The 14,115-nt window shown below is 41.3% G+C and carries 13 protein-coding genes; all 13 read left to right on the top strand.

Annotated features, from left to right (window positions below):
* Positions 1-438: 438 nt before the first annotated feature.
* On the top strand, positions 439-930 hold the full coding sequence (accB, locus tag MKY17_RS18525; RefSeq protein ID WP_098369839.1) for an acetyl-CoA carboxylase biotin carboxyl carrier protein: 492 nt from the start codon (positions 439-441) through the stop codon (positions 928-930).
* Between the two features lie 14 nt (positions 931-944).
* A complete protein-coding gene (accC, locus tag MKY17_RS18520) occupies positions 945-2,297 on the top strand; it encodes an acetyl-CoA carboxylase biotin carboxylase subunit (RefSeq protein WP_098369840.1) in 1,353 nt (450 codons plus the stop codon).
* Positions 2,298-2,325: 28 nt separating this feature from the next.
* Complete coding sequence (locus MKY17_RS18515) at positions 2,326-2,739, top strand: Asp23/Gls24 family envelope stress response protein (RefSeq protein ID WP_034308298.1); 414 nt, start codon at positions 2,326-2,328, stop codon at positions 2,737-2,739.
* 449 nt (positions 2,740-3,188) lie between these two features.
* Complete coding sequence (gene nusB / locus MKY17_RS18510) at positions 3,189-3,581, top strand: transcription antitermination factor NusB (protein WP_098369841.1); 393 nt, start codon at positions 3,189-3,191, stop codon at positions 3,579-3,581.
* Between the two features lie 69 nt (positions 3,582-3,650).
* Positions 3,651-4,526, top strand: a complete 876-nt coding sequence (folD, locus tag MKY17_RS18505; RefSeq protein ID WP_098369842.1) for a bifunctional methylenetetrahydrofolate dehydrogenase/methenyltetrahydrofolate cyclohydrolase FolD — start codon at positions 3,651-3,653, stop codon at positions 4,524-4,526.
* A gap of 148 nt (positions 4,527-4,674) precedes the next feature.
* Positions 4,675-6,027: an exodeoxyribonuclease VII large subunit gene (xseA, locus tag MKY17_RS18500; RefSeq protein WP_098369843.1), complete on the top strand. Its 1,353-nt coding sequence runs from the start codon at positions 4,675-4,677 to the stop codon at positions 6,025-6,027.
* Entirely contained in the window at positions 6,024-6,257 is a 234-nt protein-coding gene (locus MKY17_RS18495) for an exodeoxyribonuclease VII small subunit (RefSeq protein ID WP_034308286.1), read from the top strand. Before xseA ends, MKY17_RS18495 begins: the two co-directional genes overlap by 4 nt.
* A 1-nt stretch (position 6,258) precedes the next feature.
* On the top strand, positions 6,259-7,152 hold the full coding sequence (locus MKY17_RS18490) for a polyprenyl synthetase family protein (protein WP_098369844.1): 894 nt from the start codon (positions 6,259-6,261) through the stop codon (positions 7,150-7,152).
* A 249-nt stretch (positions 7,153-7,401) separates the two neighbouring features.
* Positions 7,402-9,294 carry a 1-deoxy-D-xylulose-5-phosphate synthase gene (gene dxs, locus MKY17_RS18485; RefSeq protein WP_098369845.1) on the top strand — a complete coding sequence of 631 codons (1,893 nt, stop codon included), beginning with the start codon at positions 7,402-7,404 and terminating at the stop codon, positions 9,292-9,294.
* 4 nt (positions 9,295-9,298) lie between these two features.
* Entirely contained in the window at positions 9,299-10,126 is an 828-nt protein-coding gene (locus MKY17_RS18480; protein ID WP_098369846.1) for a TlyA family RNA methyltransferase, read from the top strand.
* Between the two features lie 327 nt (positions 10,127-10,453).
* Entirely contained in the window at positions 10,454-10,903 is a 450-nt protein-coding gene (gene argR, locus MKY17_RS18475) for a transcriptional regulator ArgR (RefSeq protein ID WP_034308279.1), read from the top strand.
* 22 nt (positions 10,904-10,925) lie between these two features.
* Entirely contained in the window at positions 10,926-12,641 is a 1,716-nt protein-coding gene (gene recN / locus MKY17_RS18470; protein WP_098369847.1) for a DNA repair protein RecN, read from the top strand.
* 161 nt (positions 12,642-12,802) lie between these two features.
* A complete protein-coding gene (spoIVB, locus tag MKY17_RS18465; protein ID WP_076365437.1) occupies positions 12,803-14,095 on the top strand; it encodes a SpoIVB peptidase in 1,293 nt (430 codons plus the stop codon).
* Positions 14,096-14,115 lie beyond the last annotated feature (20 nt).

The raw sequence follows: 14,115 nt of genomic DNA, 5'->3' as shown, positions 1-14,115 counted from the left end.
TTACGATCATCCGAAATATTCTAGAAAAGTAATTAAACTGGATATTATTGCTGATTTTTTAGGAATTAAATGCGAAATTCAAGAGAAGGCGTTAAGGTGCCCCAGGTGAAAAAAATTCACAATATTATAATAAAGGTGTAAGATAGAAGTACGGATAATAAGTTACAACTAATCTATCATTGAATTTGTATAAGCTAATATTGTATGATGTTAGAAGCTGGTCATAAACTTTTCATTTCTCTTAGGGAAACAATATTTTGAGAAAGTGAAAAATCTGTTATAATACAGATGAGGTTTGTATTCAGTTTATTCGCATTCGCATAAAGAAAGCGGCTACTTTGTGCAGTATTGGACAAAGTAGGATAAGCTAAGGGTAAGGTTACATAAAATATTATTGCCTCACAAACTCATATTAAATTAGACAAGGGGTGCCACAAAATGAAAGTGCAAGAAATTCGTGAAATTATTAAGCTAGTCGATCAATCAAATATCAGTGAATTCGTTTTTGAAAATGAAGGAACGAAAATTAAATTGAAAAAAACTGAAACGGGTACAGTATTACAACCAGTAGCTGCTCCAGATGTTGTTCAAGCCAATGCAGCTGTAGAGGTCAAGCCCGCAGCGGCCCCGGCAGTGCCGAAAGCTGTTGAACCTGCAAAACCTGCTGCTGCCGTCACCGAACAGGAAAATTTACATAAAATCACTTCTCCGATGGTGGGAACATTCTACCAATCTCCTGCACCGGATTCACCTGCATACGTAAAAACAGGCGATAAAGTAACGGGGGATTCCATAGTCTGCATCGTGGAAGCCATGAAACTTTTCAATGAAATCGAAGCTGAAGTAAGCGGTGAAATCGTTGAAGTCCTTGTAAAAGAAGGGCAACTTGTAGAATATGGTCAACCATTATTTTTAGTAAAGCCTGAATGAGGAGCTGTTTCTAAATGATTAAAAAGGTATTAATTGCCAATCGTGGGGAAATTGCTGTCCGAATCATCCGGGCATGCAAGGAATTAGGAATCGAGACTGTTGCAGTCTTTTCAGAAGCAGATAAAGAAGCATTACATGTTCAAATTGCGGATGAAGCATATTGCATCGGTCCTAAATTATCAAAAGACAGTTATTTAAATACAACGAACATTATCAGCACAGCCAAGAAAACGGGATCTGATGCAATTCATCCAGGATATGGATTCCTAGCTGAAAATGCCGACTTTGCTGAGCTATGCCGTGAATGCAATATCATTTTCATCGGTCCTAGCCCCGAAGCGATCAATAAAATGGGAACAAAGGATGTAGCAAGGGAAACTATGCGCAAAGCTGGTGTACCGATCGTACCAGGTTCTAAAGGCATAATTAAAGATACGGATGAGGGTGTAGCCCTAGCTAATGAAATGGGCTATCCAGTCATCATCAAAGCTACTGCTGGCGGAGGCGGTAAAGGTATCCGTGTCGCAAGGACGGAAGAAGATCTCATTAAAGGCATTAACATCACGCAACAGGAAGCTGCGACGGCATTTGGGAATCCTGGCGTGTATATTGAAAAGTTCATCGAGGACTTCCGTCACGTTGAAATACAGGTCATGGCAGATAATCATGGCAACGCCATCCATTTAGGTGAGCGCGATTGTACGGTCCAACGACGTTTGCAAAAACTTGTCGAAGAAACCCCGTCACCAGCGTTGGATGGTGAAATACGTGCGGAAATGGGGCAGGCTGCAGTAACGGCTGCACTTGCCGTTAACTATTCAGGTGCCGGAACAGTAGAATTTATTTATGACTATGTGAATAGAAAATACTACTTTATGGAAATGAATACACGTATCCAGGTTGAACACCCAGTTACGGAAATGGTAACGGGCGTGGATTTGATTAAAGAACAGATCAAAGTTGCTTCAGGTAACAAACTTTCGCTTTCACAAGAAGATGTCACTTTTAACGGATGGTCTATCGAATGCCGGATAAATGCGGAAAATCCAGAAAAGAATTTCATGCCTTCCGCAGGTAAGATTCAAATGTATTTACCGCCAGGCGGCTACGGAGTTCGTGTGGATTCCGCGGCATACCCTGGGTACTCGATACCGCCGTATTACGATTCCATGATCGCTAAATTGATCGTCCATGCATCGACTAGAGAAGAGGCGATCGAGAAGATGAAACGCGCCTTAGGTGAGTTTGTCATTGAAGGGATCAGTACCACAATTCCTTTCCATATTAAGTTACTTCAACATGAACAATTTGTTTCCGGAGAATTTAATACCAAATTCCTTGAAATATATGATGTAATGAACTCATAATGTAAAGGAAGACAGGAGGTGCTTTTGAATGAGTGAAATGGAAGGCCAATTACTCGAAATGAATGATTATAATAGTGGGCTGGGCAAAGTGGAGATTGCGCCTGAGGTGATAGAGGTAATTGCGGGTATCGCTGCATCGGAAGTTGAAGGTGTTGCACATATGCGCGGGAATTTCGCTACGGGTGTTGTTGAAAAGCTTGGTAAAAAGAACCACGGTAAAGGTGTTAAAGTAGACTTAACGGGAGAATCCATCAAAGTCGAACTTTATTGTGTCATGAAGTTTGGTGTTTCAATTCCGAAAGTTGCTCAGGAAGTGCAAGATAACATTCGTGAAGCTTTGTTGAATATGACCGCTATCGACGCTGGCGAAGTGAACATTCATGTAGTGGGCATTGCGTTTGAAAACGCTAAACAAGAAGCGGATTACGAACAAGAAGTGTAAGTGGCTTCATTCGATTCACACCTGCAAAAACCCGGCAAAAAGCCGGGTTTTTGTTTTTTTGAATGTATACTCCATGATACCCCGAATTTTGAGCCTGCTTATAATATTAAATTTAAATGAACATAATAAGGCGGTGTCTGGAAGTTTCCCTTTAATTCAAGGGTGATTTCTGTTAGAGTGTAAAAGGTGAAATATGAGCATGAAAGCTAGGCATGAGCTTTTTGACACTTTCAAAAAGTATGGGACTGTGTTGGCCGTTTAATTGGAAAGTAATCTTGAGATGTTATCTTGATTCAAGATATTGAGTCTTTTGGCCTTGAATTTAGTGGGATTTAGCTTGATTTTTAAAAAAAATAGCGAAAATCTTAATATTTTTGAAAAAATGTTATTTAATGTTCGTTTGTTCTAGCATTTTCATATATAATAGTAGATGTTAAAGGAGTAAGATTATGAAAAGAAGAGAAGCCCGTGAAAAATCCCTTCAAGCACTATATCAGATAGATATTGCCAACTCGAATGCAGAAGAAGCAATGGAAAGCGTACTGGATGGTGCCCCAACTGATGAATATTTCAGGAAATTAGTAATGGGGATAACGGAAAATCGAGAACAAATTGATGGAATGATCAGGGACAACTTAGAGAATTGGACGTTGGAAAGACTGGCGAACATTGATCGGAATTTACTGCGGATCGCGGTTTATGAAATGGTTCACAGTGAAGATGTTCCTGTAAGTGTTGCAATGAATGAAGCTATTGAAATTGCTAAGAAATTCGGTGATGATCAATCGAGCAGCTTTGTAAATGCCGTTTTATCCAAAGTAAAGGTGAAAAGCGGCAGCTAAAGTTGCAGCCTTGAACAAGGATTCTCACTGCAATTTCTTTAGCGAAATTAACTTGGGAGGAATAAACACATGTCAGCTCAAATCATTAATGGTAAAGAAATTGCGGAGTCAGTTAGGCAGGAAATCAGTAAGGAAGTTCAACAATTACGTGAAAAAAATATCGTTCCGGGTTTGGCAGTAATCCTGGTGGGTGACAATCAAGCATCACAAACTTATGTGCGCAATAAGCAAAAGGCCTGTGATGACTTGGGCATGCATTCCGTATTGATTAAAAAGCCTGCGGAACTCTCTCAGGAGGAATTAATTCAGAGCATTGCTGAATTAAACCAGGATGACAGTATTCATGGTATATTGGTGCAGCTGCCTTTGCCTGGACATATTCAGGAAAAAGCGATCATTGAAGCGATTTCGCCTGAAAAGGATGTTGATGGATTCCACCCGATTAATATTGGGCGGATGATGACGGGGCAAGATGCATTTTTACCTTGTACTCCATATGGCGTCATGGTAATGCTTGAGTATATCGACTATGACCTTGAAGGTAAGCATGTTGTCATCGTAGGGAGAAGTAATATCGTCGGAAAACCAGCCGGACAATTATTTTTAAATGCAAATGCAACCGTTACATACTGTCATTCACGGACAAAGGATCTTGCCTATTATACTAAGCAAGCCGATGTAGTTGTGGCAGCTGTCGGAAAGAGGGACACGATCACTAGTGACCATATTAAAGAAGGCGCAGTCGTCATTGACGTCGGAATGAACAGGAATGATGAAGGGAAGCTTTGCGGTGATGTGGCGTTTGATGAAGTGAAAAATAAGGCTTCATTCATTACACCTGTTCCTAAAGGCGTTGGTCCAATGACGATTACGATGCTTATGAAGAATACGGTCAAATCTGCTCAAAAAGCACTTGAACAGAACGAGCAAGCATTAAAAAGCTGAAAAAAACGTTAAATTATTTTAAAGAAGCGGACCTCTTGTTTTATAATAACGGGAGACCGCTTTTTTCCATTCATGGATTGATCAAGTTTCTAGTGTAATCTATAGGCGGTTTTCTTTATATCCGATTTCCATCGGAAGGAGACATTATATGAGCAACCAACAATATTTGAGTGTGTCGGCTTTAACGAAGTACATCAAAAGGAAGTTCGATGCCGACCCCCATTTGCAAAATGTATACATAAAAGGTGAAATTTCGAATTTTAAACAACATACAAGCGGACATATGTATTTTACTTTAAAGGATGAGAAGGCCCGACTCCTCTCCGTTATGTTTGCCGCCAATAATAAAGGGATGAAATTCCTGCCCGAAAATGGTATGAAGGTACTTGTTAAGGGCGATATATCATTATATGAAGCAGGGGGACAGTATCAGCTTTATGTGAAAAGCATGGCCCCTGATGGTGTGGGGGATTTGTATCTTGCTTATGAACAGCTGAAGAAAAAGCTGGAGGCGGCAGGTTTGTTTTTGGCCGAACACAAGAAGCCGATCCCGCAGTACCCTAAGTCTGTAGGTGTCATAACATCGCCGACCGGAGCTGCATTAAGAGATATCCTGATAACCATCAAGCGGAGATATCCAATCGCCAGGATCATCGTTTATCCAGCACTTGTACAAGGGAATAATGCAGCTAAATCGATTGCCAAGGCAATTTCCATGGCTAACGCAAGGGCGGAAAGCGATGTTCTCATTGTCGGAAGGGGCGGCGGGTCGATAGAGGAACTATGGGCGTTTAATGAGGAGATAGTGGCTGAATCGATTTATGATTCCGATATACCGGTAATTTCTGCTGTCGGTCACGAAACCGATTTTACAATTGCTGATTTTGTAGCCGATATGCGTGCTCCTACACCGACTGGTGCAGCAGAGTTAGCGGTTCCTCACTTGAATGAAATACTCGAACGCCTGATGAACCGCAAGAACCGATTGACCCGATCCATTCAAGAAGCGGTGAATTTTGAACGAACCCGTTTGACCAGGCTGGAGAGGTCTTATGCCTTCCGTTATCCACATAAAATGTATGAACAGAAGCTTGAACAGCTAGACAAGACGATGGACAGGTTAGGTAGGACCAGCACGCGATATTTCATGAAAAAGAGAGATGAGCTGAATCAGCTGAACGATATTCTGAAAAAGCAGCATCCTGAACAAGCGGTAAAAAATGCGAAAGATGAATTACAGCAGCATGCAAAGGTTTTACGGAGGGCCATGGAGGCCATCTATCGGCAAAAATCACAGCAGTTCGTCCATATTACAGCCACTTTAACGGCCCTCAGTCCACTAAAAATCATGGAACGGGGCTATGGTTTGGTTTTTGCTGAGGATGAAACATTAGTGAAAAGTACACAGCAAGTATCCAAAGGGGATAAGATAGCGGTTTCGATAAAAGATGGAACACTTGAATGTGAAATTAAAGAAATAAAGGAGCGGATTGAACCATGACAAAAAAACAAGAAGCTACATTTGAAGAAGCGATGGAGAATCTCGAAAAAATTGTAGAGCAGTTGGAAGAAGGCGATGTACCCCTGGAAGAAGCCATCTCCATATATAAACAAGGAATGGATTTATCAAGGCTTTGCCATTCAAAGCTTAAGGCTGTTGAAGATCAGTTGACTCAAATTTTACGCGAAGATGGGGAACTTGAAAACTTCGCTGTACAGGAGGAAGAATGACATGGGTACGGCGTCCTTTGAAATGTTTTCTAAAGAATATAAGGCGGTTATAGAACGGGAAATCGTGGAATATGTAAATAAACTTAAAGCTCCGGCAGTGGTCAAAGAAGCCATGATCTATTCACTGGAGGCAGGAGGTAAACGGATTCGCCCGTTATTGGTCTTTGCGGTTCTGGAGGCCTTTGGAAAAAACTTGAGGATGGGGATTCCTGCAGCGGCTGCCATTGAAATGATTCATACATATTCTTTGATTCATGATGATCTTCCTGCGATGGATGATGATGATCTCCGCCGCGGAAAACCGACGAACCATAAAGTGTTCGGTGAAGCGGTAGCAATACTGGCAGGTGATGCGCTTCTTACATATAGCTTTCAATTGGTGACGGATATGATCGATCCCGAGGTGACGGCTGAAATGAAGCTGAACCTAGTAAGTGAAATTGCGAATTCTGCCGGAGCCGAAGGAATGGTTGGAGGTCAAGTTGCGGATATGGAAGGTGAAAATAAACAGTTGACCCTTCAGGAATTGGAGTATATACATGAACATAAAACAGGGAAGTTATTGACTGCAAGCATCCTTTCCGGTGCTATATTAGCCGGGGCGAATGAAGAACAGCAACTGCATTTACGTGACTTTGCATACCACCTGGGGCTTGCTTTTCAAATTCGCGATGATATTCTGGATATTGAAGGGTCAGTCGAGTTGATCGGCAAGCCGGTTGGCAGTGATGTGGGGAATCATAAAAGCACATATCCATCTTTACTTACGCTTCAAGGGGCAAAGGAAAAGTTGGAACATCATATAGAACTTGCCCATGCCGCTTTAGGAAAAACAACCTTACAAACGGGTTTGTTGAATGAACTAACTGATTTAATAGCAAACCGTAATCATTGATTGTGGCTAAATTTGTTATCAATTGAGGTTTTATGGTATACTCATTGTGCAAAAATATGAGAAAATCAAAATGAATTTTTTTATTGAGATACGTGATAAAATAGGTATAATAAGCCGCCGAAATCACCTGGGTGTTGGCGGCTATTTTTTAACTTAAAACCAATTTTTCGGTCTAGTCGTCCATAGTCCTCTTTAATGAGGCTTTGTTTATGCTTACAACCGAAAATTACAGAAAGTGAGTGGTCCTGTTTGGATCTTCTATCTATAAAAGACCCTTCTTTTTTGAAGAAGATGAATAATGAAGAACTTGTCGAGTTAAGTGTGGAAGTACGTAAATTCCTTGTGGAAAAATTATCGGTGACCGGTGGGCATATTGGGCCCAATTTAGGTGTCGTCGAGTTGACTATAGCCTTGCATAAAGAATTCGACAGTCCGAATGATAAAATTTTATGGGATGTCGGACATCAATCCTATGTCCATAAAATCCTGACTGGCAGAGCAGGAGAGTTCGACACCTTAAAGAAATATAAAGGTCTTTGCGGTTTTCCTAAAATGATTGAAAGCCCCCATGATGTTTGGGAAACAGGTCACAGTTCGACTTCCCTTTCAGCTGCAATGGGAATGGCGGCTGCCCGTGATATCAAAGGTGAAAGCAGTTTTATTTTGCCTGTAATCGGGGACGGTGCACTAACAGGCGGAATGGCGCTTGAAGCGTTGAATCATATCGGTGATGAAAAAAAGGACATGATCGTTATCCTGAATGATAATGAAATGTCCATAGCCCCTAACGTAGGTGCTTTACACACGGTATTGGGAAGATTGCGGACAGCAGGTAAATATAACTGGGCAAAAGATGAATTGGAGCTGCTTTTGAAAAAAATTCCTGCAGTCGGTGGTAAACTTGCAGCTACAGCGGAACGCTTGAAGGATAGCATGAAGTACTTATTGGTTTCAGGAATCTTTTTCGAAGAGCTTGGTTTCACATACCTTGGACCAGTAGATGGTCATAATTATGAAGAATTGCTGGAGAATTTAAGATATGCCAAGAAAACGAAGGGACCTGTACTGCTGCATGTCATCACGAAAAAAGGCAAAGGATATTCACCTGCCGAATTGGATACAACAGGGAACTGGCATGGGACAGGCCCATATAAGATCGAGACTGGCGATTTCGTTAAATCCCCTAGTAAAGGTCCTGCTTGGAGCGCTCTTGTAAGCGATACTGTCAGCAGGCTAGCTCGTGACGATGAGCGGATTGTCGCGATTACACCTGCAATGCCTGTAGGATCGAAGTTGGTGGGCTTTTCTCAAGAGTTCCCAGAGCGTTTCTATGATGTAGGGATTGCCGAGCAGCATGCTGCAACTTTTGCTGCAGGATTGGCAACGCAAAAAATGAAACCTTTCCTGGCTATATATTCAACCTTCCTGCAAAGAGCTTATGACCAGGTCGTTCATGATATCTGCCGTCAAAATTTGAACGTATTCATAGGGATCGATCGTGCCGGATTGGTTGGTTCCGATGGTGAAACGCATCAAGGCGTTTTCGATATTGCTTTCTTGCGCCATGTTCCGAATATGGTGTTGATGATGCCTAAAGATGAAAACGAAGGTCAGCATATGGTCAATACAGCCTTAAACTATAATGATGGTCCGATTGCTATGCGTTTCCCTCGTGGGAATGGTTGGGGAGTTGTGATGGATACCGAATTAAAGCAGATTCCAATCGGTTCGTGGGAAGTTCTTAAAGAAGGAACGGATGCTGCCATCTTAACGTTCGGAACAACGATTCCCATGGCTCTTGAAGCGGCAGAATTGCTGGAGAAAGAGGATTATTCAGTTAAGGTGATCAATGCCCGGTTCATTAAGCCTTTGGATGAGAACATGCTAAGCAGTCTCCTTGGTGAAAAAATGCCAATCTTGACAATAGAAGAAGCGGTTCTTCAAGGTGGTTTTGGTAGCTCTGTACTTGAATATGCTCATGATCAAGGATTTTATGGGGCAATTATAGATCGAATGGGAATACCTGATTATTTCATTGAACATGGAAGTGTCGATGAGCTTCTTGAAGAAATCGGTTTAACGACTGAGACAGCCATCAAAAAGATTAAAATGATAACACCCAAAAAAGAAAAAAGGGCCTGACAATATGAAAGTGATGAAAGAAAGAGTAGATGTATTACTTGTAGAACAAGGCTTGGCCGATACACGTGAAAAAGCGAAGCGTATGGTTATGGCTGGCCTTGTCTACGCGAATGAAGAAAGGTACGAAAAACCGGGGGAAAAAGTGCCGGTCGATCTCGAATTTACGATCAAAGGAAAAGTCATGCCTTACGTTTCAAGAGGCGGTCTTAAACTTGAGAAGGCATTAAGGGAATTCGATTTGCAAGTGAATGGAAAAATACTGCTTGATATAGGATCATCAACTGGTGGGTTCACGGATTGTGCTTTGCAAAACGGCGCCATAATGTCTTATGCGCTTGATGTCGGCTATAATCAGCTTGCCTGGAAGCTTAGACAGGATGAGCGGGTAAAAGTAATGGAACGGACCAATTTCCGTTATGTTACACCCGCCGATCTCGATGGGGAGATGCCAAACTTTGCAAGCATTGATGTTTCTTTCATCTCGCTTACGTTAATTTTACCGGTCCTAAAGACCTTACTCGTCCCGAATAGTGATGTCGTTGCCTTGGTTAAACCGCAATTCGAAGCTGGGAAGGATCAAGTGGGTAAAAAGGGGATTGTTCGTGATCCCAAAATCCATAAACAAGTGTTGGATAAGATCATTTCTTTTTCTTTAAAGGAAGGCTATGATATTAAGGATGCCTCCTTCTCACCGATTACCGGCGGTGATGGAAATATTGAATTCTTACTTCATTTACACTGGCAAGGGTCGAAGGAAGATGGAGCGATATTGCTTTCGAAAACGGTTGATGACATCGTTGGAGATGCCCATGCCCAATTTAAAAAAGAATAGCTAGAACTTTGTATGGGCTCCTTTGGCTGAATGGTTGGCTAAAGGAGCTTTTTAACTATACATTGTGCGTCATGAACTTGGATCATTTATCGGTGGATACATAAAATAGGTAAGTACAAATAATAGACTTGTATTCATTTTTAGAGAAAAAGTTGTACAATTGCATAAAAATCCGATAACATTAATATTAGCCACTTTCTATAGCGGCCTATTTGCACTTACTGATGACCGAAGCAATCCCATAGTGGGACAGCCTGCTTAAGTAAGAAATGAAAGTGATACCATTACCATTAAATGAGCAACAGTTGAGAAGAGGTGCTTCTACTTATGAATAAAGGACAACGACATATAAAAATAAGGGACATTATAACGAATAATGATATCGAAACCCAGGATGAGTTAGTTGAAGAATTGAAATTAGCTGGATACAATGTAACTCAAGCTACTGTTTCTAGGGATATTAAAGAGCTTCACCTTGTAAAAGTTCCTTTAACAGATGGAAGGTATAAATACAGTCTGCCGGCCGACCAACGTTTCAATCCACTTCAAAAATTAAAGAGAATCCTTGTCGATGCATTTGTACGCATTGACTCAGCCAACAATTTACTGGTTATGAAGATGCTCCCAGGTAATGCCCAGGCAATCTGTGCATTGATTGATAATCTAAATTGGCAAGAAATACTCGGGACGATCGGCGGCGACGATACTTGTTTAATTATCTGCCGTTCTGAGGAAGATGCAAAGATCATTTCCGGCAAATTCTTGGACATGCTCTAAAAATGTTGTGAGGTGACCTAGTTTGTTAACAGAACTATCGATTAGGAATTTTGCGATCATAGACAGCCTGTCCGTTTCATTTGAGAAAGGCTTGACGGTCTTGACAGGAGAAACAGGGGCAGGGAAGTCAATCATAATAGATGCCGTTCATCTTTTGGTTGGGGGACGTGGTTCTGCAGAGTTCATTCGGCATGGTGAGTCGAAGGCTGAAATAGAAGGATTATTCCAAATTGAAGATGTAAAACACCCGGTCTTTGCCAAAGCGGAAGAGTTTGGCATCGATATGAATGATGGGATGGCGATACTTCGAAGGGATATCTCACTGAGCGGCAAAAGCGTTTGCAGGGTAAACGGAAAGCTTGTAACGATTTCCACCTTACGTGAGATAGGACGGACGTTGATAGATATCCATGGTCAGCATGAACATCAGGAATTAATGGACGAACGACTCCATCTTCCACTGCTCGATCAATTCGGCGGTGAAAAAATCGCATCTGCACTCACTGAATACCAAAAGCTATATAAACGTTATGAAACCGCTTCTAAACAATTGAATGGTTTGAGCCAAAATGAACAGCAAATGGTCCACCGCCTTGATTTGATCCAATTTCAATTCGATGAAATCCAAAAAGCTGATTTGAAATTACGCGAAGATGAAGAATTGATGGAAGAGCGGAAGAAAATTAATAATTTCGAAAAAATCCATGAAGCGCTGCAAACCAGTTATAATGCTTTAAATGGTGAGCAGCATGCAATTGATTGGCTTTCCGTAGCCATGAATAATTTGGAGGAAGCGGCAGGGCTTGATGAAGGTTTAAAGAACAGCTCTGAAACCGTTTCAAATAGCTACTTCCTGCTTGAGGAGGCCGTGTCTAACATCCGTGACCAATTAGACTCTTTGGATTATGATACAGAGCGAGTGGAATTCATTGAAAGTCGCCTTAATGAAATAAATCAATTAAAGCGTAAATACGGGCGGACCATCGAGGAAATCCTGGAGTATGGGGCCGCTATTGAAGAAGAAGTCGAAAAGCTGCAAAATAGGGAAACCCATATAGCGAAGCTTGAAAAGGAAATGAAATCCATCAAGGCAGATTTAATTGTCGAAGCAAAGAATCTGTCTGAACTTCGCCAGAAATTTGCTCAGCAGCTAACCAAAAAGATTCATCAGGAATTAAAAGACTTATACATGGAAAAGACAATTTTTGAACCACATTTCCTTCAAACGGCCTATACTTTCGATGAATTGTCAGATAGGGGCATCAATCAGTCAGGGCTGGATTCAATGGAATTTTATATTTCCACCAATCCAGGTGAACCATTAAAACCTCTTTCTAAAATCGCATCTGGTGGTGAACTGTCGAGGATCATGCTGGCATTGAAAAGCATATTCTCCAAGCACCAAGGTATAACGTCCATTATCTTTGATGAAGTGGACACAGGTGTGAGCGGACGGGTTGCGCAATCCATTGCCGAAAAGATCTATAAAGTGGCAACCGGATCACAAGTACTGTGCATATCCCATTTGCCACAGGTGGCAGCTATGGCGGATACACACCTTTTCATTGCGAAAAATGTAAGGGCCGGACGCACGAATACTTCGGTAAAGCCGTTAATTGAAACTGAAAAAATAAAAGAAATTGGCAGGATGATTTCAGGAGTAGAGATAACGGATTTGACGAAACAACATGCAAATGAATTAATCCAGCTTGCCAAAAGGCTGAAAATTACATCTTGATGGGCCGGTAAGAAGATTAATTAAACTAATCATAAGCATTCATTGTAAAGCTATCCAAAAACGGATAGCTTTTATTTTTTGCACCTGTTATAAATGACTGTCATGAGGGCTAAATTAAAGGTGTAGCCATTAAGTTTCAGAGAGCGAGGAGAGTGAATGGATTGAAATTTATATGGATAAACAGGATCATCGGTGGAATTCTCCTTGTTTCGCTATTAACATTAGGGTTATACCAGCCATCTCGTGAATATTTTTTAATTCCAAATCATCTTGTACTATTTGAAGGAAGTCAATATAGTATTTCCAAATCATTGCCTGTTTCTGCAAAAACTTCGGGATCCAGTGATGGAATTTCGCTTCATGATGAACAAGCTTCGATTACGCTTGGTGCTGAGAAGCCAGGTACGAATGAAGTGTTACTCGATGTAGCAGGCCTGCCTGCCAAAAAGGTCGACATCAGGGTGTTAAAAGACTTTAAAGTCATGCCTGGTGGCCAATCCATTGGAGTAAAGCTTAATACTCTTGGGGTGCTCGTAGTAGGTCATCATCTTATTGATACTGCGCAGGGGAAAAAATCACCGGGAGAAAAAGCGAAAATTGAAATCGGTGATATTATTACAGAAATCAATGGTCAGACGATAAAGAAGATGGGGGATGTAACCCCTTTTGTTCAGCAGGCAGGCGAAAAGGGTGAGGCGTTGAATCTTGTCATTAATCGTGATAATGAAGTGCTCCACAGTACCCTATTACCTCTAAAAGATAAGAATGAAGGAACTTACAAATTGGGTTTGTATATCCGTGATTCGGCAGCTGGTATCGGAACGATGACGTTTTATCACCCGGATTCAAAAAAATATGGGGCGTTGGGACATGTCATATCCGATATGGATACAAAAAAGCCGATTGTTGTTAAGGACGGACAGATTGTTCAATCGACGGTCACATCCATCGAAAAAGGAAGCAATGGTGATCCCGGAGAAAAATTGGCACGCTTTTCTTCTAATAAAGAAAAAATAGGAAATATCAATCGCAATAGTCCCTTTGGTATTTTTGGGAAATTAAATCAAGATTTTAAAAATGGAATTAACGACAAGCCACTCCCCATCACCCTTTCCCATGAGGTAAAGGAAGGACCAGCAAAAATCCTTACAGTGGTGGATGGTTCTGAAGTGGAGGAATTCGATGTCGAAATCGTCAGTTCTATACCACAGAAGTTTCCTGCAATTAAAGGAATGGTCTTAAAAGTGACGGATAAGGAATTGCTGCAAAAAACAGGTGGGATCGTTCAAGGTATGAGCGGCAGTCCTATCATACAAAATGGGAAATTAATCGGTGCAGTCACCCATGTATTCGTTAATGATCCTACAAGTGGGTATGGAGTCCATATCGAATGGATGTTAAACGAAGCCGGTATAAATATATACGACAAAAATAATTATGAAAAGGCAAGCTAAGAATCCGGGTATCCTTTTGG

The organism is Peribacillus sp. FSL P2-0133 (assembly GCF_037975445.1).
Classification (GTDB): domain Bacteria; phylum Bacillota; class Bacilli; order Bacillales; family DSM-1321; genus Peribacillus; species Peribacillus simplex_E.
The sequence above is the reverse complement of the archived record's forward strand: the minus strand, read 5'-3'. Positions and strand labels throughout refer to the sequence as shown.

Bases quoted from the DNA above. Each gene is read 5' to 3' on its own strand.
- accB (WP_098369839.1), top strand. From the start codon at position 439: ATGAAAGTGCAAGAAATTCGTGAAATTATTAAGCTAGTCGATCAATCA.
- accC (WP_098369840.1), top strand. From the start codon at position 945: ATGATTAAAAAGGTATTAATTGCCAATCGTGGGGAAATTGCTGTCCGA.
- MKY17_RS18515 (WP_034308298.1), top strand. From the start codon at position 2,326: ATGAGTGAAATGGAAGGCCAATTACTCGAAATGAATGATTATAATAGT.
- nusB (WP_098369841.1), top strand. From the start codon at position 3,189: ATGAAAAGAAGAGAAGCCCGTGAAAAATCCCTTCAAGCACTATATCAG.
- folD (WP_098369842.1), top strand. From the start codon at position 3,651: ATGTCAGCTCAAATCATTAATGGTAAAGAAATTGCGGAGTCAGTTAGG.
- xseA (WP_098369843.1), top strand. From the start codon at position 4,675: ATGAGCAACCAACAATATTTGAGTGTGTCGGCTTTAACGAAGTACATC.
- MKY17_RS18495 (WP_034308286.1), top strand. From the start codon at position 6,024: ATGACAAAAAAACAAGAAGCTACATTTGAAGAAGCGATGGAGAATCTC.
- MKY17_RS18490 (WP_098369844.1), top strand. From the start codon at position 6,259: ATGGGTACGGCGTCCTTTGAAATGTTTTCTAAAGAATATAAGGCGGTT.
- MKY17_RS18480 (WP_098369846.1), top strand. From the start codon at position 9,299: ATGAAAGTGATGAAAGAAAGAGTAGATGTATTACTTGTAGAACAAGGC.
- argR (WP_034308279.1), top strand. From the start codon at position 10,454: ATGAATAAAGGACAACGACATATAAAAATAAGGGACATTATAACGAAT.